At 62.1% G+C, this 19,564-nt stretch carries 18 protein-coding genes; 10 read left to right on the forward strand and 8 right to left on the reverse strand.

All coding sequences use genetic code 11. The annotated features are described in order from the left end of the window. Nucleotides 1–20 precede the first annotated feature (20 nt). Entirely contained in the window at nucleotides 21–1,112 is a 1,092-nt protein-coding gene (locus tag GQX66_RS27345; protein WP_240872058.1) for a calcium:proton antiporter, read from the reverse strand. Nucleotides 1,113–1,399: 287 nt separating this feature from the next. Between GQX66_RS27345 and GQX66_RS27350 the strand changes: the two genes are divergently transcribed. The 3 genes from GQX66_RS27350 to GQX66_RS27360 all read left to right on the forward strand — a co-directional run bounded on the left by GQX66_RS27350 (nucleotide 1,400) and on the right by GQX66_RS27360 (nucleotide 4,635). Next, the gene (locus GQX66_RS27350; protein WP_240872059.1) at nucleotides 1,400–2,473 is read left to right on the forward strand and encodes a BMP family ABC transporter substrate-binding protein; all 1,074 of its coding nucleotides are present in this window, start codon (nucleotides 1,400–1,402) and stop codon (nucleotides 2,471–2,473) included. A gap of 162 nt (nucleotides 2,474–2,635) precedes the next feature. Then, nucleotides 2,636–3,601, forward strand: a complete 966-nt coding sequence (locus GQX66_RS27355; protein WP_240872060.1) for a 2-oxoglutarate and iron-dependent oxygenase domain-containing protein — start codon at nucleotides 2,636–2,638, stop codon at nucleotides 3,599–3,601. Nucleotides 3,602–3,681: 80 nt separating this feature from the next. Beyond that, nucleotides 3,682–4,635 carry an adenosine deaminase gene (locus GQX66_RS27360; protein ID WP_102688503.1) on the forward strand — a complete coding sequence of 318 codons (954 nt, stop codon included), beginning with the start codon at nucleotides 3,682–3,684 and terminating at the stop codon, nucleotides 4,633–4,635. A 49-nt stretch (nucleotides 4,636–4,684) separates the two neighbouring features. On the opposite strand, the gene GQX66_RS27365 is transcribed toward GQX66_RS27360, so the two are convergent. The 3 genes from GQX66_RS27365 to GQX66_RS27375 all read right to left on the reverse strand — a co-directional run bounded on the left by GQX66_RS27365 (nucleotide 4,685) and on the right by GQX66_RS27375 (nucleotide 8,160). Continuing rightward, complete coding sequence (locus GQX66_RS27365; RefSeq protein ID WP_102688504.1) at nucleotides 4,685–6,064, reverse strand: MFS transporter; 1,380 nt, start codon at nucleotides 6,062–6,064, stop codon at nucleotides 4,685–4,687. Nucleotides 6,065–6,190: 126 nt separating this feature from the next. Beyond that, entirely contained in the window at nucleotides 6,191–6,925 is a 735-nt protein-coding gene (locus GQX66_RS27370; protein WP_007958496.1) for a helix-turn-helix transcriptional regulator, read from the reverse strand. Nucleotides 6,926–7,230: 305 nt separating this feature from the next. Further along, a complete protein-coding gene (locus GQX66_RS27375) occupies nucleotides 7,231–8,160 on the reverse strand; it encodes a LysR family transcriptional regulator (protein ID WP_007958495.1) in 930 nt (309 codons plus the stop codon). A 117-nt stretch (nucleotides 8,161–8,277) separates the two neighbouring features. Here GQX66_RS27375 and GQX66_RS27380 point away from each other — a divergent pair, with 117 nt between their 5' ends. The 3 genes from GQX66_RS27380 (at nucleotide 8,278) to GQX66_RS27390 (ending at nucleotide 9,956) form a co-directional block, all read left to right on the forward strand. Next, the gene (locus GQX66_RS27380; RefSeq protein WP_240872061.1) at nucleotides 8,278–8,571 is read left to right on the forward strand and encodes a putative quinol monooxygenase; all 294 of its coding nucleotides are present in this window, start codon (nucleotides 8,278–8,280) and stop codon (nucleotides 8,569–8,571) included. A gap of 31 nt (nucleotides 8,572–8,602) precedes the next feature. Further along, complete coding sequence (locus GQX66_RS27385; RefSeq protein WP_240872062.1) at nucleotides 8,603–9,616, forward strand: zinc-binding alcohol dehydrogenase family protein; 1,014 nt, start codon at nucleotides 8,603–8,605, stop codon at nucleotides 9,614–9,616. Between the two features lie 166 nt (nucleotides 9,617–9,782). After that, nucleotides 9,783–9,956, forward strand: coding sequence for a hypothetical protein (locus GQX66_RS27390; protein ID WP_011332306.1), 174 nt, complete (start codon nucleotides 9,783–9,785; stop codon nucleotides 9,954–9,956). Between the two features lie 10 nt (nucleotides 9,957–9,966). Here GQX66_RS27390 and GQX66_RS27395 read toward each other — a convergent pair whose 3' ends face one another. Both GQX66_RS27395 and GQX66_RS27400 read right to left on the reverse strand, forming a co-directional pair. Beyond that, nucleotides 9,967–11,169, reverse strand: coding sequence for a multidrug effflux MFS transporter (locus GQX66_RS27395; RefSeq protein WP_240872063.1), 1,203 nt, complete (start codon nucleotides 11,167–11,169; stop codon nucleotides 9,967–9,969). Nucleotides 11,170–11,272: 103 nt separating this feature from the next. Next, entirely contained in the window at nucleotides 11,273–11,470 is a 198-nt protein-coding gene (locus tag GQX66_RS27400) for a cation transporter (protein ID WP_007958490.1), read from the reverse strand. 148 nt (nucleotides 11,471–11,618) lie between these two features. Between GQX66_RS27400 and GQX66_RS27405 the strand changes: the two genes are divergently transcribed. From GQX66_RS27405 to cueR, 3 genes are all read left to right on the forward strand, one after another. Next, nucleotides 11,619–12,002 carry a hypothetical protein gene (locus GQX66_RS27405; protein WP_085609268.1) on the forward strand — a complete coding sequence of 128 codons (384 nt, stop codon included), beginning with the start codon at nucleotides 11,619–11,621 and terminating at the stop codon, nucleotides 12,000–12,002. 213 nt (nucleotides 12,003–12,215) lie between these two features. Beyond that, nucleotides 12,216–14,609, forward strand: coding sequence for a heavy metal translocating P-type ATPase (locus GQX66_RS27410; RefSeq protein ID WP_240872064.1), 2,394 nt, complete (start codon nucleotides 12,216–12,218; stop codon nucleotides 14,607–14,609). Beyond that, nucleotides 14,606–15,019 (forward strand): Cu(I)-responsive transcriptional regulator, encoded by a 414-nt coding sequence (cueR, locus tag GQX66_RS27415; protein WP_007958485.1) that lies wholly within the window; start codon nucleotides 14,606–14,608, stop codon nucleotides 15,017–15,019. The genes GQX66_RS27410 and cueR overlap by 4 nt, the downstream gene beginning before the upstream one ends. Here the strand turns inward: cueR and GQX66_RS27420 are convergent. Beyond that, the gene (locus GQX66_RS27420) at nucleotides 14,973–16,187 is read right to left on the reverse strand and encodes an MFS transporter (RefSeq protein ID WP_240872123.1); all 1,215 of its coding nucleotides are present in this window, start codon (nucleotides 16,185–16,187) and stop codon (nucleotides 14,973–14,975) included. The genes cueR and GQX66_RS27420 overlap by 47 nt on opposite strands. A gap of 59 nt (nucleotides 16,188–16,246) precedes the next feature. Beyond that, on the reverse strand, nucleotides 16,247–17,143 hold the full coding sequence (locus tag GQX66_RS27425; protein ID WP_011332300.1) for a PA4780 family RIO1-like protein kinase: 897 nt from the start codon (nucleotides 17,141–17,143) through the stop codon (nucleotides 16,247–16,249). A 442-nt stretch (nucleotides 17,144–17,585) separates the two neighbouring features. Here GQX66_RS27425 and GQX66_RS27430 point away from each other — a divergent pair, with 442 nt between their 5' ends. After that, nucleotides 17,586–19,532, forward strand: coding sequence for a methyl-accepting chemotaxis protein (locus GQX66_RS27430; RefSeq protein ID WP_240872065.1), 1,947 nt, complete (start codon nucleotides 17,586–17,588; stop codon nucleotides 19,530–19,532). The last annotated feature ends 32 nt before the right edge of the window (nucleotides 19,533–19,564 follow it).

Below are 19,564 nucleotides of genomic sequence, written 5' to 3' on the forward strand. Positions count from 1 at the left end.
CAGAGCGTGGGAACGATCAATCACAACCCCAGCAGCGACAACATGATGAACGTCGCAAACAGCACAAAGTGGGTCATGCCCTCAATGGCATTGGTCTCGCCGTCATTGAGGTTGATCGCGCTGACGATCAGCGTGATAAAGATCATCACCGTCTGCACCGGCGTCATCGCCATCTGAAACGGCTGCCCCGTGTAGAGCGCCATCGCTTCCATCACCGGCACCGTCAAAATTACCGTCGATAACGAAGCGCCCATCGCAATGTTGACCACCGACTGCATGCGGTTGGCCAACGCCGCGCGCAACGCGGTCAGAATCTCCGGCGCCGCCGAAATCGCCGCCACCAGAATCGCCGTGATCACCGGTGGTGCGCCCGTCCCTTCCAGCCCCAGATCAAGGGTCTTGGACATCACCTCGGCCAGTGCGCCGATTACCACCACACCGAACACCAGAATGCCGATCGACAGCGCCAGGCTGACCGGTTTCGGCTCCTGCTCCACGGGCTCTTTCTTGCGGCGTTTGTCCGGGTAGCTGTAGCTGAAAAAGTAACTATGCGGCCCGACCTGCATGCGCAGAAACAACGCATAAAGCACCACCATCGCGCCGATGGTGAACGCCGAATAGATTTTCCAGTTGGCCTCGGGGATGAACTCCGGCACCACCATCGACACGCCCATGGCGGTGAGGATCATCACGCTGTAGCTGCGGGCCGAGTCATCGTTGTAGGACTGCTCGCCATGCTTGATCCCGCCCATCAGCGCGGCGAGGCCGAGGATGCCGTTGATGTCGAGCATCACCGCCGAATAGATCGTGTCGCGCACCAATGTCGGTGAGGCTTCGTTGCTCATCATGATCGCCAGGATCACCACTTCCACCAGCACGGCGGCGAGGGTCAGGATCATCGTGCCGTACGGGTCGCCGACTTTTTCCGCGAGCAATTCGGCCTGATGGGCGACACGCATCGAGGCGGCCACGATGAAGGCGATCAGTACCAGCCCGGCCGTCAGCGCGACGATCTGGCCGCTGTGCAGCAGCCAGTGCTCTATCGGATATGCAACACAGGTGGCAATGACGGCCAACAGCAGAAAGCTTTCTTGCTTGAGGATGGTGAACATGACGGGCCTTTTTGCCGAAGAGTGCGAATGAGCTACTGACTGCGGGGCGGCGCTAACGTTTCGTTACACCTTAGCGCACCAGTGGATGGCGTCCTTGTACGGACATGCACTTTTTTCGGCCCGGCCGGCCTCATCGCGAGCAGGCTCGCTCCCACTGATCAACGTGTTGCCACATGGGAGCGAGCTTGCTCGCGAAGGCCCCGCCGCGATTTCGACTCGATTTGTTGTCCGCTTGGTCAGTCTTTTGCATTGCCCTCCCCACACACAACAAAAGGGAGTTCGCGTTCATGCAAAAACGTCCACTGCAAACACTGCTGTGCATCGCCATGGGCCTTGGCCTCAGCCTGAGCGCCAGTGCCGCCGATCCATTGAAAGTCGGTTTCGTCTACATCGGCCCCATCGGCGACCACGGCTGGACGTATCAGCATGAACAGGGGCGCAAGGCGCTGGCGGAAAAACTCGGCACGCAGATCACCACCAACTACGTGGAAAACGTCGCCGAAGGCGCCGATGCCGAGCGGGTGATCCGCAACATGGCCAAGGACAATTACGACCTGATCTTCACCACCTCTTTCGGCTACATGAACCCGACGGTGAAAGTCGCCAAGCAGTTTCCCAGGGTGACCTTCGAACACGCCACCGGCTACAAGCAGGACAAGAACCTCGGCACCTATCTCGCGCGTACCTACGAGGGACGCTACGTCGGTGGTTTCCTCGCGGCGAAGATGACCAAGACCAAAAAGATCGGCTACGTCGCCTCGTTTCCGATCCCCGAAGTGATCCGCGACATCAACGCCATCCAGCTGGCCCTGAACAAGTACAACCCCGGCACCGAGATCAAAGTGGTGTGGGTCAACTCGTGGTTCGATCCGGGCAAAGAGGCCGATGCCGCCAACGCGCTGATCGATCAGGGCGTGGACGTGGTGTTCCAGCACACCGACAGCCCGGCGCCGATCCAGGCCGCCGAGCGACGCGGTGTGTATGCCGTGGGCTACGCTTCGGACATGGCGCACTTCGGGCCGAAAGCGGTGCTGACTTCGATCGTCAACGACTGGGCGCCGCACTACATTCAGGCGACCCAGAGCGTGATCGACCACAACTGGAAATCCCAGGACTACTGGGGCGGGTTGAAGGAAGGCACGGTCGAACTGCCGATCAGCGATCTGGTGCCGGCACCGGTGAAGGCCGAAGCCGAGCAGATCATCGCCGACATCAAGAGCGGTGCGCTGCAACCGTTCACCGGGCCGATCAAGGATCAGACCGGCGTCGAGAAAATCCCGGCGAGGGTCAGCGCTACCAACGCCGAACTGGCGTCGATGAATTACTACGTCGAAGGCATGAAGGCCGAGATGCCGAAGTAAATTCCAACATCTACCCTGTGATCGTTCCCACGCTCCGCGTGGGAATGCAGCCCGGGACGCTCCGCGTCCCTGCCGAAAGCGGACGCGGAGCGTCCATTGAGGCATTCCCACGCGGACGGTTCGACGCCTCGACGTGGGAACGATCATTAAAGAGCATTCGAAATGAACCAACTTCCGATCATCGACATCTCGCCGCTCTACTCCGACGACCAGAACGCCTGGCCCGCCGTCGCCGAACAGATCGACCACGCCTGCCGCGAATGGGGCTTTTTCTACATCAAGGGCCACCCGATTTCTGCGCAGCGCATCGAATCCCTGCTCGCTCACGCCCGGCGCTTCTTTGCATTGCCGACCGCGGAAAAGCTCAAGATCGACATCACCCGGACCGTCCATCATCGCGGCTACGGCGCCATCGCTACCGAACAACTCGACCCGGACAAACCCAGCGACCTCAAGGAAACCTTCGACATGGGCTTGCACCTGCCGGCCGATCATCCCGAGGTGCTGGCGGAAAAACCCTTGCGTGGCCCCAACCGTCATCCGGCCATTCCCGGTTGGGAAACGCTGATGGAGCAGCATTACCTCGACATGCAGGCACTCGCGCAAACCCTGTTGCGGGCCATGACGTTAGCGCTGGGCATCGAGCGCGACTTCTTCGACACACGCTTCAACGAGCCGGTCAGCGTGCTGCGGATGATCCACTACCCGCCGCGCCACACCGCCAGTTCCGCCGAACAGCAAGGTGCCGGCGCGCACACCGATTACGGCTGCATCACGTTGTTGTATCAGGATGCCGCCGGCGGCTTGCAGGTGAAAAACGTCAAAGGCCAGTGGATCGACGCACCGCCCATCGACGGCACGTTCGTGGTGAACCTTGGCGACATGATGGCGCGCTGGAGCAACGACCGTTATCGCTCGACTCCGCACCGGGTGATCAGCCCGCTCGGCGTGGATCGCTACTCGATGCCGTTCTTCGCCGAACCGCACCCGGACACGCGTATCGAGTGCCTGCCCGGTTGCCAGGACGCACACCATCCGGCGAAATATCCGACCACCACCTGCGCCGAATTCCTGCTGTCGCGCTTCGCCGATACCTACGCCTATCGCCGGGAGCAAGAAGCGGTGTGATGGATCGGTTGGTCAGGTTTTGCCAATTGTTTCGGCGGGCATCTGTAGAATGCCGTCATTGCACCTGATGAGAAAAGAATATGTACGACTGGCTCAACGCCCTGCCCAAGGCCGAACTGCACCTGCACCTCGAAGGCTCGCTGGAGCCCGAACTGCTGTTCGCCCTGGCCGAACGCAACAATATCGCCCTGCCGTGGAGCGATGTCGAAACCCTGCGCAAGGCTTACGCCTTCAACAATCTGCAGGAATTCCTCGACCTGTATTACCAGGGCGCCGATGTGCTGCGCACCTCCCAGGATTTCTACGACCTGACCTGGGCCTACCTGCTGCGCTGCAAAGAGCAGAACGTGATCCACACCGAACCGTTCTTCGATCCGCAGACCCACACCGACCGTGGCATCCCATTCGAAGTGGTGCTCAACGGCATCGCCGCCGCGCTGAAGGATGGCGAGCAGCAACTGGGCATCACCAGCGGCTTGATCCTGAGTTTCCTGCGCCACCTGAGCGAAGACGAAGCGCAGAAAACCCTCGACCAGGCGCTGCCGTTCCGTGATGCATTTGTCGCCGTAGGTCTGGACAGTTCCGAAATGGGTCACCCGCCGAGCAAGTTCCAGCGCGTGTTCGATCGTGCCCGTCACGAAGGTTTCCTGACCGTCGCCCACGCTGGCGAAGAAGGTCCGCCGGAGTACATTTGGGAAGCCATCGACCTGCTGAAAATCCAGCGTATCGACCATGGCGTGCGCGCCATCGAAGACGAGCGCCTGATGCAGCGGATCATCGACGAGCAGATCCCGCTGACCGTATGCCCGCTGTCGAACACCAAGCTCTGCGTGTTCGATCACATGTCGCAGCACAACATCCTCGACATGCTCGAGCGTGGCGTGAAGGTCACGGTGAACTCCGATGACCCGGCGTACTTCGGCGGTTACGTGACCGAGAACTTCCACGCGCTGCACACTCACCTGGGCATGACCCAGGATCAGGCCAAGCGCCTGGCGCAGAACAGCCTGGATGCGCGGTTGGTAAAACCGTAACAGTACAAAGCCGTTCGAACACGCCCGTGTTCGAACGGCTTTTCAGGTCTCAGCGCACAACTGCTTCAGTCAGCTCTTCCAACGTCTTGCCCCGGGTCTCCATCCCGAACAGCCACACCACTCCCGCCGCAATCGCAAAGCACAGCGCCCCCAGCGCAAACACCCCGCCCTGCCCGGTAATCGGAAACACCAGCCCGGTGACCAACGGCCCGAGCAACGACCCCACGCGCCCGATGGCCGAGGCGAACCCCGAGCCCGTCGCCCGCGCCGAGGTCGGATACAGTTCCGGCGTGTAGGTGTAGAGCACCGCCCACATGCCGAACAGGAAAAACTGCATCAACAGCCCCGTGCCGATCAGCAGCGCCACGTTGCCGCCAAACACCGCGCTTTGTCCGTACAGAAACGCCATCACTCCGCCGCCGAGCAACGTGACGATGCACACCGGCTTGCGTCCCCAACGTTCCACCAGCCAGGCCGCCATCAGGAAGCCGGGAATCCCGCCGAGGGAAATCAGCACCGTGTAATACACCGACTGAGTCACGGCAAAACCCGACTGTTGCAACAACGCACTGAGCCAGGACGTCAGACCGTAAAAGCCGAGTAACGCAAAGAACCACAGGCTCCAGATCATCGTCGTGCGCTGGCGATACAGCGGTGACCAGATCTGTTTGAGTGCCGAAAGGAAATGGCCCGGCGGGGACACGCTGCGTGGCAGACGAACCGGCTCCGGCAATGCAGCACCACCGAGTGAGGCCTGTACCCGCGCCTCGATCCCGCGCAACACTTTGTCCGCCGCGTCATGCTTGCCGGCCTGTTCCAGCCAGCGCGGCGACTCGGGAATGAAAAAGCGGATCGCCAGCACGAACACTGCCGGCACCGCCAGCACCAGAAAGATGTCGCGCCAGCCAATCAACGGCAGCAGGAAATACGACAGCACGCCCGCCGCGACGAAACCCAGCGGCCAGAAACCGTCCATCAAGGCGATGTAACGACCCCGACGCTGGGCAGGAATCAACTCCGACAACATCGACTGGGCAATCGGAAACTCCATACCCATGCCGATTCCCAGCAGGATGCGAAACAGCGTCAGGCTCTCGACCGTCTGCGCCGTGGAGCACAGGTAACTGGCCAGTCCCCACAAGACGATGCTCCACTGGAACACCGGTTTGCGACCGAACCGATCAGCCAGTAATCCGGACAGCGACGCCCCCAGCACCATGCCGAAAAAACTCGAACTGGCCAGCAGGCCAGCCTGCGCACTGCTCAGGCCGAACTCGGCTTTGATCGAGCCGAGCAGGAAGGTCATCATCGCCAGATCCATGGAGTCGAAAAAAAACGCCAGGGCAATGATGATGAAGATGATCCGGTGATAACCGCTGACTGGCAGGCGCTCCAGTCGATCTGCCGCGCTGAAGTTTCCCGTGTCCATGCCACCTCCTCAATCCGAAAAGTCCCCGGATCGAGTGTGCGCGATAGCGGTTGCGCGCCTGTGCCAGATGCGACGTGTTCGCAGCCGTTGACGACGTTCAGTAGCAAGCCAGTGGAAGAAAGCGCTCTACAACGCCATTTCCAGCTCGGTTTCACAGGCGAAACGATGAATTTCCCGCTGGCCCGCCGCCGTCAGTTGCAGGGCTCTGGAATCGTTGGGCAGCACCAGCCAGCCCGACTGCATGAACAGCTGCAGCAACGCCGCGCCCAGCGAGCCCCCCATGTGCGGGCGACGCTCGCTCCAGTCCGGACAGGCGCACGCCACCTGAGCGTTGCGGTGGGCCAGCGCCTGGATGTACACCCCGCGCCCGGCCAGTTGTGTCGAGCCTTTGTGCGTGACCACCACTCTATGTTCAAGCTGCTCGATCCAGCCGGCGTCGAGCAGGCGCTGGTACAGGTCGGCGGCCAGCGTTCCACCCAGATGGTCGTCGCAAAACCGCGCGCGAAGCAGTGACGAAGGCGCCGCCTGGGGTCTGACGACCGGCGAGGCACGCTTGAATACGTCGGGGATTTCTCGTGGAGCGCTGGCCAACGTGGCGCTGGCCAGCGCTTCGATGGCCGCGCCGATTTCGGGAGCCGCCAGGCGGAAGAAGCGTTTGCGACCGCGCGCCTCGACCTTCAACAGACCGCCAGCGGACAAGCGCCCCAGATGCGCACTGGCCGATGACGGCGATAGCCCCGCCAGCAACGCCAGCTCCTCGGTCTGCCGCGCCGAGCCATCCATGAGCGCCCACATCATTGCGCTGCGTTTGGGATCGGCCAGCAACGTGGCGATCTGGCTGATGCAAGGTGCATGTTCCATCTATTCACTCCCTGTTGAATCGTATCGTCTACAGCTCATAGACATCTTGACCAGTAATCAGTCGTCGGCCAAGGCGCGCAAAATACCTTGAGCCCAAGCGAGGCAGCGCGCCGCAGCAAGGAAACCGCAGCACTGTCGCGACCCTCGTCCCTACCCGGCCGGTTGCGGTCTGATCGTTCTCGCATCGGCCTTTTGGTGCGGGCATCAGGCGGCCGCTAGTATAAGCGGGTTGCTCGCGCCGTCCTGCGCCGGAGCGGCCGTGGTTGGTGATTGTTCCTGAGAGAAATTTCGCTATTTACCTGCGACTAATGGTCAGACTTCTGGAAAACGGGAAAACGGCTACTCAATTCGGCGCAACGGCTGGCGAGCATCTCCCTCAGAAGGTTCACCGGCTTACTCAATTGTGCGCGATGGGCGCACAGCAGATTCAGCGGAGCGCGTTCGCAGAGCAGCTCCGGCAACAGCACTTTCAGCCGTCCCGCCAGCACATCACCGGCCACATCGAGCCACGACTTGTAAGCGATGCCGGCTCCCGCCACAGCCCAAAGGCGCACCACATCGGCGTCGTCACTGAAGCGGTCGCCACTGACGGTCAGGCCGACCTCGCGCTTGCCGTCGTGGAAACTCCAATGGTCGTGCACCCGGCCTCCGAGCATATAAAGCAGGCAGTTGTGCTGTGCGAGCTGTTCCAGATGCAGCGGTTCGCCGTGCCGGGCCAGGTAGGCCGGTGATGCACACAGCACCCGTCGGTTGTGCGGGGCAATCGGCAACGCCACCAGACTGGAATCCTCCGGCTCGCCGTAGCGCAAGGCGATGTCCACCGGCTGGCGAAACAGGTCGGCGATGCGGTCACCCAGCAGCAGGCGCACCGTCAGTTTCGGGTGTTCGCGCTGAAAATCATCGAGCCACGGCAACAGCAAGTTGCGCCCGAAATCCGAGGGCGCCGACAGCTGCAGAATTCCGCTGACCTGATCCTGCCCGCTGGCCAGCAGGCGGCGACCCTCATCAAGGTTGCTCAGCGCCGCCCGGGCGTATTCGAGAAACCCTTCACCTTCAGCCGTCAGCCGCAAACTGCGAGTGGAGCGTGCCAACAGCCGTGCGCCCAGTTGTTGCTCGATCCGCTTGAGCGCGGCACTGGCCACGGCGGCGGACATGTCCATTACCCGCGCCGCCGCCGACAGGCTGCCCAGATCCGCCGCCCGGACAAACAACTGCAAGTCATCGAAACGCAGCATCGTCAGCCCCGATTATCAAAAAAATATTGAAAGAGACTGCTCTTTTAGCCGGTTTTATCTCCGGCAGAAATAGCCAATCATGCCATCCATCGAATTCATCCCGTCCCGGAGTCGAACATGTCCCAGCCTTTCACCGCCATCGCCACCCTGATTGCCCGACCTGGCCAGCAGAACGCCCTCGAACAGCACCTGCGTGCCCTGATCGAACCGACCCGCGCCGAAGCCGGTTGCGGTCAATACGAACTGCACCAGGATCTGGCCAACCCGCTGGCCTTCTACATGATCGAGCAGTGGGCCAGCGACGAAGCCCTGCAAGCCCATGATGCCAGCGCCCATATCCAGCATTTCCGCAGCAAGGCCGAGGCGTTCCTCGAACACTTCGAACTCAAGCGCCTGCGCGTCATCGCCTGAAACCTTCCTTTATTCACTTTCGGAGTTCGCCATGAAAGCCATCGTCTATTACGCCTCGCTCCCGATCAGCGACGAAAAATCCCTGCAAGACATCGAACTGCCAGAGCCGGTAGCCGGCCCGCGCGACCTGCTGGTGGAAGTCAAAGCGATTTCGGTCAACCCGGTGGACACCAAGGTTCGCCAGAACGTCGCGCCGGAAGGCGGCGCAGCCAAGGTGCTGGGCTGGGACGTGGCCGGTGTGGTCAAGTCGGTCGGCAGTGAAGTGACATTGTTCAAGGCCGGCGACAAGGTGTTCTACGCCGGCTCCATCGCCCGGGCCGGTGGCAACAGCGAACTGCACGTGGTGGATGAGCGGATCGTCGGCCATATGCCAAAAACCCTCGGTTTCGCCGAAGCCGCTGCTCTGCCGCTGACCGCGATTACCGCTTGGGAATTGCTGTTCGAACGCCTGCAGATTCGCGAAGGCAATACCGATGAAGGCCAGAGCCTGCTGGTCGTCGGTGCGGCGGGCGGCGTCGGTTCGATCCTCACCCAACTCGCCAGCCAGTTGACCGGGCTCAAAGTGATCGGCACCGCCTCCCGCCCGGAGACCCGCAACTGGGTGACCGAGCTGGGTGCTGACCTGGTGATTGATCACAGCCAACCGTTGAGCGAAGAACTGAAACGCGCCGGTGTCACCCACGTGACCCACGTTGCCAGCCTGACCCAGACCGACCAGCACCTGGACCAACTGGTCGAAGCCCTGGCGCCGCAAGGCAAACTGGCGCTGATCGACGATCCGAAGGCGCTGGACGTGACCAAGCTCAAGCGCAAGAGCCTGTCGCTGCACTGGGAGTTCATGTACACCCGCTCGCTGTTCGAAACGCCGGACATGATCGAGCAGCACAAACTGCTCAACCGGGTGGCCGGGCTGATCGACAGCGGGACGTTGAAAACCACGGTCGGCGAGCACTTCGGCACGATCAACGCGAGCAACCTGCGCCGCGCCCATGAACTGCTGGAAAGTGGCAAGGCCAAGGGGAAAATTGTTTTAGAAGGTTTCTAAAACTCGCAAGACCGCAGCCTTCTCCAGCCTCCGATGTGGCTGGCTCGGGGGCTGCGGTGTTTTTTTGCCGTCAGTCAGATGCTTGACCTTTGTCACAATTGCGATCGTATTCAGGACTACAATCGAGTCCTCTGCGATGCAATCTTTTACGTACGGGAGGTCAGCAATGAAGATCCTGATAAAAGAAGTGGCAAAGTCCCAGTGGCAAGTTCGTCTCGACCAACACGCCGTGACCTTCCGCAGTGAGGCCGAAGCTCGAGCCTTCACCCGCACCCTCGAAGCGCGTATCTGCGCGCCCCACCAGATTCCCGACCTCGGCCAGCAACGCGCTGTCGGCTGAGTTCTTCCGTTCAGACTTCGGTCTGTGCCTTTGCCAGCGCCCGGGCATTCTGCATGCGCCGGGTGAGCGTCGCTGTGCACACCACCAGCAAACCACACAAGCTGATGACGATGGCCATCGGCACGGCGGTGCCATCGTGCAGGATCCCCACCAGCGCCGAAGCCCCGGCGGCGACGCTGAACTGCATGCTGCCGAGCAACGCTGAAGCACTGCCGGCGCGACCACCCTGCCCGTTCATCGCACACGCCGCCGCATTGGGGCTGATGCAGCCCAGGCTGGCCACGCAGATGAACAATGGAATCAGCAATGGCCACAGCGCCTCGGTGTGCAAAGAGCTGACCGCAAGAAGCGTCAGCCCGGCACCGAAGTAAACCCAGACCGCTCGCGATAGCAGAAACGCTGGGCCACGCTTGGCCAACAGTCGCGCATTGACCTGCGCCACCAGAATGAACCCGGCCGCATTGGTGCCGAACAGCCAGCCGAAATGCTCGGCCGGTACGCCATACAACTTGATGAAAATGAACGGCGAGCCGGCGATGTAGGCAAACATCCCGGCGATGGCGATGCCGCCGGTCAGGGCATGGCCCATGTAGACCGGGTCCGCCAGTAGCCGACCGTACTGACGCAGCGCGCCGGACAACGGCTGACGCGGAACATGCGCCGGCAGGCTTTCCGGCAGGCCGAGGGCCACCGCCAATCCAGCGAGGGCACTGAACACCGTCAGCACCAGGAAGATCGACTGCCACCCCGTCGTGTTGACCAGCAGACCGCCGAGCATCGGCGCCAGAATCGGGGCCAGCCCCATCACCAGCATCAACTGCGAGAAGACTTTCGCCGAACCCACCGCGTCGCACTTGTCGCTGACCACCGCCCGGGCAATCACCATCCCCGCACAACCACCCAGCGCCTGCACGAGCCGCGCGCCGATCAGCCATTCCAGATTAGGCGCATAGGCGCAGGCCACTGACGCCAGCGTGAACAGCGTGAGACCGATCAGCAACGGAATCCGCCGGCCGAAGCGATCCGCCAACGGCCCGTAAGCCAGTTGACCGATGGACAGGCCGAAGAAGTAAGCCGACAGCGTCAGCTGGACGTGTTTCTCGTCGGTGCCGAACGCCAGCGCCATGGTGGGAAACGCGGGTAGATAGAAGTCGATCGCCAACGGACCGAAAGCGGTCAGGGCACCGAGAATCAGAAGGGTACGGAAGTTCATCAGGCGTCCAGGTCGGGCGGGGAGTTGAGTTGAGTTCAGCCCGACAGTCTAGCCGCGCGAGGACGCCTTGAACATTCCGGTAGCTCGCTAACTATTAAAAAGATCAGGCGAGTTTGATGGCGTAGCCTTCTTCGCTGATCGCCTCGATCACCTGCTCGGCACTCAGCGCACTTTCGACGCCGACTTCCTTCGCCGCCAGATCGACCCGCACGCTGGCGGCCGGATCCTTGCTCTGCACCGCCTGGGTGACGGCTTTGACACAGTGACCGCAGGACATGCCTTCAACAGTGAACACTTGCATGGAATGACTCCTTTGAGTGAGGTTGCCGGCAGTTTCGGGCTTGCCACGATGGCAAGGTCAAGTTCTGCAAAAAACTGCCGGGCTGGCAATCGTCGCCGCGCTCGGCCAAGCTGCATGCATCAATGACATGAATTCAGGAGATTCAGCCATGCGCTGGTCAGCTTTCAGCCTGTTTGGCTTTCTCAGCCTCTTTGCCGCAATCCCTTCGGTGCATGCCGCCGGGGAAGATTACGGGGTGCTGATCATTTCCCGCGAGCGCCTGGAAGTCGCGACCTCGTGCGAAATCGGCGTGTACATCCAGGATCAACTGTCGGCGCGCCTGTTCCAGGAGCAAAGCACGTCGTTCAACCTGCCGCCGGGCAATGTCTCGCTGCGCCTGAAACTGCTGCCGGGACAAATGCCGGGCTGCAACCCGGGCATGCTCGCGCCGGGTTCGCAGGAGATCAGACTGCATGCCGGCGACATCCTGAAATTCCGCATCGCGATGAACCAGGAAGGCATGTACCTCAAGCCGACCGGCCTCGGTTACTAAGGCCTGCCGCTCGTTCCCACGCTCTGCGTGGGAATGCCTCTTGTGACGCTCTGCGTCACGCTTTGGGACGCAGAGCGTCCCCGGCTGCATTCCCACGCGGAGCGTGGGAACGATCAGGCGAACAAGCGAGCAGCCGGTAGCGGAAACTGGCGCTTGACCTTGCCAGCATGGCAAGGTTGATCCTGTAGGCATCCACTACAGGGAGTACGACCGATGTCCGATTCCATCACGTTCGATCTGCCCATCAGCGGCATGACCTGCGCCAGTTGCGCCGGTCGTGTCGAGCGGGCGTTGAGCAAAGTCAGCGGCGCCACCGCCGTCAGCGTCAACCTCGCCACCGAACAGGCCCGGGTGCAGGCCCCCGGCGACAGCCTGCCGGCGCTGATGGAGGCGGTCGAACGCGCCGGTTACAGCGTGCCGCAGCAAACCGTGGAATTGAACATCGACGGCATGACCTGCGCGTCCTGCGTCGGTCGTATCGAACGTGCCCTGAATAAAGTGCCGGGGGTGAAAAGCGTCAGCGTCAACCTCGCCAATGAACGCGCCCACCTCGAATTGCTCGGCGCGGTCGACCCGCAAACCCTGATCGCCGCCGTGAGCAAGGCCGGTTATTCCGCCAGCCTCTTCGAACTCGAACATCCACAATCCGACAATCGCCAGCAACGCCTGAACCACGAGCGCTGGGCGCTGATCTGCGCCATCGCCCTCGCCTTGCCGCTGGTGTTGCCGATGCTGCTGCAACCGTTCGGCATTCACTGGATGCTCCCGGCCTGGGCGCAGTTCGCCCTCGCCACTCCGGTGCAATTCATCTTCGGTGCGCGTTTTTATGTGGCGGCGTGGAAAGCCGTACGCGCCGGCGCCGGCAACATGGACTTGCTGGTCGCGCTGGGCACCAGCGCCGGTTATGGCCTGAGTCTCTATGAATGGGCGACTGCTGACGGACGCATGCCGCACCTGTATTTCGAAGCCTCGGCGGTGGTCATCGCTCTGGTGCTGCTCGGCAAATACCTGGAAAGCCGCGCCAAACGCCAGACCGCCAGCGCCATCCGCGCACTGGAAGCGTTGCGCCCGGAGCGGGCGATTCAAGTCATCGATGGCCGCGAACAGGACGTCGCCATCAGCGCCCTGCGCCTCGGTGACCTCGTATTGGTCAAACCCGGTGAACGCTTCCCGGTGGACGGCGAAGTGCTGGAAGGCCAGAGCCACGCTGACGAAGCGTTGATCAGTGGCGAAAGCCTGCCGGTACCCAAACAACCGGGCGACAAGGTTACCGGCGGGGCAATCAATGGCGAAGGTCGCTTGCTGGTGAGCACCACGGCGCTCGGCGCGGAAAGCGTGCTGGCGCGGATCATCCGCCTGGTGGAGGACGCCCAGGCCGCGAAAGCACCGATCCAGAAACTGGTGGATAAAGTCAGTCAGGTGTTCGTGCCGACCGTGTTGCTGCTGGCCCTGGCCACGCTGATCGGCTGGTGGCTGTACGGCGCGCCGCTGGAAACCGCGTTGATCAATGCCGTCGCAGTGCTGGTGATCGCCTGCCCCTGCGCCCTCGGCCTGGCGACACCGACCGCGATCATGGCTGGCACCGGCGTGGCCGCGCGGCACGGGATTCTGATCAAGGATGCCGAAGCACTGGAACGTGCCCATGAAGTCAGCGCCGTGGTGTTCGACAAGACCGGCACCCTGACCTCCGGCACGCCGCGCATTGCGCATTTCAGTGCGATCGACGGTGACGAAAACGCCCTGCTGACAGCGGCCGGCGCGCTGCAACGCGGCAGCGAGCATCCGCTGGCCAAAGCGGTGCTGGATGCCTGTGCCGAACGTAGCCTGAACGTACCGGATGTCAGCGACAGCCAGTCCCTGACCGGGCGCGGCATCGCCGGCAGCCTCGACGGCCGGCGCCTGGCGCTGGGCAACCGGCGCTTGCTGGAAGAAAGCGGTCTGAACGCCGGAAACCTGAGCGAATCTGCCAAGGCCTGGGAAACCGAGGGTCGCACGCTGTCGTGGCTGATCGAGCAAAGTCCGACGCCCCGCGTACTCGGCCTGTTCGCCTTCGGCGACACCCTCAAGCCCGGCGCGCTGCACGCGGTGCAACAACTGGCCGCCCAGCACATCCACAGCCACCTGCTGACCGGCGACAACCGCGGCAGCGCCCGGGTGGTCGCCGATGCGCTGGGCATCGAAAACGTCCACGCCGAAGTGCTGCCGGCGGAGAAAGCCGCCACTGTCGCCGAGCTGAAGAAAACCGGGGTCGTGGCCATGGTCGGCGACGGCATCAACGACGCACCGGCGCTGGCCGCCGCAGACATCGGCATCGCCATGGGCGGCGGCACCGACGTGGCCATGCACGCCGCCGGCATCACCCTGATGCGCGGCGATCCTCGGCTGGTGCCGGCGGCGCTGGAGATCAGCCGCAAGACCTACGCGAAGATCCGCCAGAACCTGTTCTGGGCCTTCGTCTATAACCTGATCGGCATTCCGCTGGCGGCGTTCGGCTTCCTCAATCCGGTGCTGGCCGGCGCGGCGATGGCCCTGTCGAGCGTCAGCGTGGTGAGCAATGCGCTACTGTTGAAAACCTGGAAACCCGAGGATCTGGAGGACAACCGATGAACATCGGCCAAGCGGCCCGCCACAGTGGCCTGAGCGCAAAGATGATCCGTTACTACGAGTCGATCGGTCTGCTCAAGGCTGCCCATCGCACCGACAGCGGATATCGCGTCTACGGCGACGATGACCTGCACACGCTGGCGTTCATCAAGCGCTCGCGGGACCTGGGCTTTTCGCTGGAGGAAGTCGGCAAGCTGCTGACGCTCTGGCAGGATCGCCAACGCGCCAGCGCCGATGTGAAGGCCCTGGCCCGCCAGCACATCGACGAGCTGAATCAGAAGATCCGCGAACTCGGCGAACTGCGCGACACCCTGCAGGATCTGGTCGAACACTGCCACGGCGACCATCGCCCGGACTGCCCGATCCTCAAGGAACTGGCGTCGGGCTGCTGCGCGCAACCCGCCCGCGCCTGAGCAGCAGGACTTTCATCGACAGCACTGTGGCGAGGGGAATGCCGTGGAACAACAGCACCACGGCACCCGGCGCCCACCACTCATAGAACGGTGCGGCGATCAGCATGCCGACGCCGAACCCGGTCATCTGCAACAGCGTCAGGAAGCTGAAGATCGGCAGGCGCAGGGGCTCCGGTTCCCGTTGCAGCCGTGACATCAGGCCGACTTCCGAGAAACCGTCACCCAGTCCGGCCGGCAGCGAAAACAGCAACAGACCAACGACGCTGTGCTGCTGGAACATCAGGATGAAGCCGCAGGACATCAGCAACACGCCGCCGAAATAGCGGCGCTCCAGATGGATGTTTTCCGAGCCGTTGAGGCGACTGGCGATCCGCGCGCCAAGCAGCTTGCCGGCGGCCCAGACCGCGAGCATCAGGCCCAGCGTGGTGCTGGCTGAGTCCGGCGTGAGCAGTCTGGAAATGATCGGGAAACCGACGTTGTGAGCAGCGCTGCCAAGGGTGTCAGCCATGGTCACCGCCAGCATCGCGGCCACCACCGGAGCGCTGCGCAGGCCTTGCAGCAAAGCCGACCATTCACCCTGTTTAGCGCTGGATTCGACCACCGGCTCCGGTGCGCTGAACCGCAGCGGCGCAATCAACACTGCTGCCAACAGATAGGTCAGCGCATTCAGCGCAAACACCGTTTCAAAACCAAATCCCGCGACCAGCAGCCCGGACACCAGACTGCCGCCGACCATCGCCATGGACGAGGCGGACGTGATCCAGGCATTGGTCTTGAGCAACTGCGCCGGCTCGATCAAGCGCGGCAACTGGCTGTTGAGGCCGATGGCGAACATCGAATTACCAAAGCCCAGACCGAACGCGATCAGCGGCAGCAACAACGCCTGCTGACTGACCGGCACGATGAGCAACAGCCCAAGCACAGCGGCGCGCAGCAGGTCGAAGGCAATCAACGGCACGCGACCGCTGCATCGACGATAAAACGCGGTGCCGATCAGGCTGGCGAAAATCCCGCCGCCCACGCGACTGGCGAGAAAGATCCCCACGCTCATCGCGCTGTTGCTCAGCAGGTAGACATAAGTGGCCAGCGCAACCATGTTGAGGAACGCGCCGAAATCGGAGATCAGCCGCGCCGTGATGATCAGCCGGGCATTGCGGGAAGTGCTGATCACAATCAATCCTTGAATGTGTAAAACCCGGCCGAAGCCGGGTTTTGTTTTTCAGATGCTCACTGCATCCACGGTGGCGGAGGCGGTTCGTCGGACTTGCCCTTGGGCTCGTCGTCCGCCGCACGGATGGCTTGCTTGCGCTCCTCATCCAGACGCGCCGCTTCGATCTCGCGCAGCACCCCGCCGACATCGGCCAGGTCCTCGGGATCGTCGAACTCGCCGGTCAGCACGCTGGCCGGGTGCAACGTACCCGCTTCGTACAGCGCCCACATTTCCTTGGCGTATTTGGTCTTCTTCAACTCCGGGGCAAAGCGACCGAAGTACGAAGCCATGTTGCCGACGTCACGCTCGAGCATGCTGAACGCGTGGTTGTTGCCGGCGGCGTCCACCGCTTGCGGCAGGTCGATGATGACCGGGCCGGTCGGCGTCAGCAGCACGTTGAACTCCGAGAGGTCACCGTGCACCAGACCGGTACACAACATCAGCACGATCTGCGAAATCAGGAACGCGTGATACTCGCGGGCCTGATCCGGCTCCAGCACCACATCGTTCAGACGCGGCGCGGCATCGCCGTATTCATCGGCCACCAGCTCCATCAGCAGCACGCCTTCGAGGAAGTCGTACGGCTTGGGCACACGCACACCGGCGTTGGCCAGGCGGAACAGCGCCGCGACTTCGGCGTTCTGCCAGGCGTCTTCGGCTTCCTTGCGCCCGAACTTGGAACCCTTGGCCATCGCCCGGGCCTGTCGGCTGTTGCGAACCTTGCGGCCTTCCTGATACTCGGCCGCCTGGCGGAAACTGCGTTTGTTCGCCTCCTTGTAGACCTTTGCGCAACGTAACTGATTGCCGCAGCGCACCACATAAACAGCTGCTTCTTTGCCACTCATGAGTGGACGCAGCACTTCGTCGACCAGACCGTCCTCGATCAGGGGTTCAATGCGTTTTGGAGTCTTCATCAGCTTTTATTGTGGGTCCTTTATTACCAAACACGCGAATGTCATTCGTTATACGGCAATCCTCGCATCACGGGGAGGGGTTGCCGACCTGTGAACCTGTGGATGCACACACCGTGCCGGATAAACCGGGCCGATCCGCCTCTTTATCGACCGCTGCGAATCATAGCCGAGGCTGCCGAAGTTGTTGGCGACAGGACTTGAGGGCATTTGCGACAGAATCTGACATCCCGCCGCATGCAGCTCGTAAGAATTTTCCATTCCAGCCTCAATTTCCCCCTCCGGCAGCCGAATTCCTCAGAGACAGAGGAATTTGTCCGACAATCGTTCCAAAAAAAACTTCGATGTCGCACTCAAGGAAACGGGTGGAAAACAACGTTTTTCGGCTGCCAATAACCGCGAGTCATCTGCACTGCGTGGGCCTACAAGAAAATCTGGAGCGCGGATGAACATCAAACAGAAGTTGACCTGGGCGTTTGCAATCATCGCCTGCTTGCCCGTGGTGCTGGTCGCCACGCTGGTGGTACTGAACCTGCGCAGCGATGCCCGGGACGATTTTGTCGACAGCAGCGGGCGCGAGATCCGTCAGGTCAGCAATGCCATGCAGCTGTTTTTCGACGGCATCAGCCAGAACGTCGATTACCTGGCGGCGCAGCCGCTGGTGAAGAACGCCGACGGCAGCGTTCGCAGCCGCATGAGCGCCAACGCCGCCGATACCTCCGATGGCGAGATCGACAAGCAACTGTTTGCACTGTTCGAGGGGCTGGCCAAATCCCACCCGGCCTACTCCTACGTGTCCTATGGATTGAACAGCGGCGGCTATGCCTTCTGGCCGGGCGATCCGAAGATGGCCAACTACGACCCGCGCACCCGCCCCTGGTACAAGACGGCCATGGCCAACCCGGGCAAGACCCTGCGCACCGAGGCCTATTACTGGGCCGGCGACGACGCGGTTCTGGTCAGCACCGTGCGCGCGGTCGCCAACCAGTTGGGCGCCCAGGGTGGCGTGGTCAACATTGACGTGTCGCTCAAGCAACTGACCGAGATCGTCAAACAGATCAAGCTCGGTGAAAGCGGTTACCTGATGCTGATGGAAAACACCGGCACGGTGCTGGTCGATCCTAAGCAACCGGAGCACAACTTCAAGCGACTCGACAGCCTCGGCGACGGCTACGCGCAACTGGCCAAGGCCGGCAAAGGCCTGGTTGACATCGAGCTCAACGGCGAGCGTTACATGGCCAATGTCTGGCCGTCGGAACAACTGGGCTGGACCTTCATCGGCCTGATCAAACAGAACGAAGTGATGAGTTCCGCCACCCAACTGACCTGGCTTATCGCGATCATTGCGGCCGTGCTGGCGGTGTTTTTCGCGGTGGTCGGCGCCAGTTTCGCCAGCCTGATCGTGCGGCCGATCCGCAGCGTGGCCAGCGGTCTGGAAGGCATCGCCCAGGGCGAAGGCGACCTGACCAAGAACCTCGACATCCGTGGCAGCGACGAAACTGCGCAACTGGCCAACTGGTTCAACCAGTTCCTCACCGCGATCCGCAGCCTGATCCAGCACATCGGCGGCGCGGCCGGGAAAATCCTCGCCACTTCGCAGAGTTCGACCCGGGTTTCCGGCGACATGGCTGAAGCCGCCGGGCGCCAGCGCGAAGCGGTAGACATGGTCTCGACCGCGTTCCACGAAATGGTCGCCACCGCCAACGAAGTCGCCCGCTCGTGCAGCCAGGCAGCGGAGTCGGCCGACAGCGGCCAGCGTCAGGCCCGCGAAGGTCAGCAACAGATTGATGCAGCGGTGCACAGTGTCGATCAACTGAGCCAGGAACTGGAGCAGTCCGCGCAGTCGATGCAGCAACTGGAACGCGACAGCAACGACATCCAGTCGATCCTCGGCACCATCCGCTCCATCGCCGAACAGACCAACCTGCTGGCGCTCAACGCGGCCATCGAGGCGGCACGGGCCGGTGAGCAAGGGCGTGGTTTCGCGGTGGTGGCCGATGAGGTTCGCGCACTAGCCAAACGCACGGCGGATTCGACAGCGGAAATCGACGGGTTGCTGGGCAACCTGGCCAAACGCACCAGCGCGGTGACCCAGCAGATGCGTGCCAGTCTTGATGTGTCGCAGCAATCGGTAGCGCGGATTGGCGAGGCGCGGGAGAGCTTTGGGCAGATCCGTGAGTCGGTGGATGTGATTCGTGACATGAACACGCAGATTGCGACGGCGGCGGAAGAGCAGCATCAGGTGGCTGAGGACATCAATCGGCACATCAGCCAGATTCATGGTGATGCGCAGTTGGTGGCGGAGCTGGCGAATTCGGCGCGGCTGGATTCGCAGAGTCTGGCGGGGTTGTCGAATGAGCTGGATGGGTTGGTGCGCAGGTTCCGGACTTGAGATTGGGGGCAACCTTAAAAGCCCCCTCACCC

It is taken from the genome of Pseudomonas sp. B707, from assembly GCF_022496685.1.
GTDB lineage: Bacteria > Pseudomonadota > Gammaproteobacteria > Pseudomonadales > Pseudomonadaceae > Aquipseudomonas > Aquipseudomonas paraglycinae.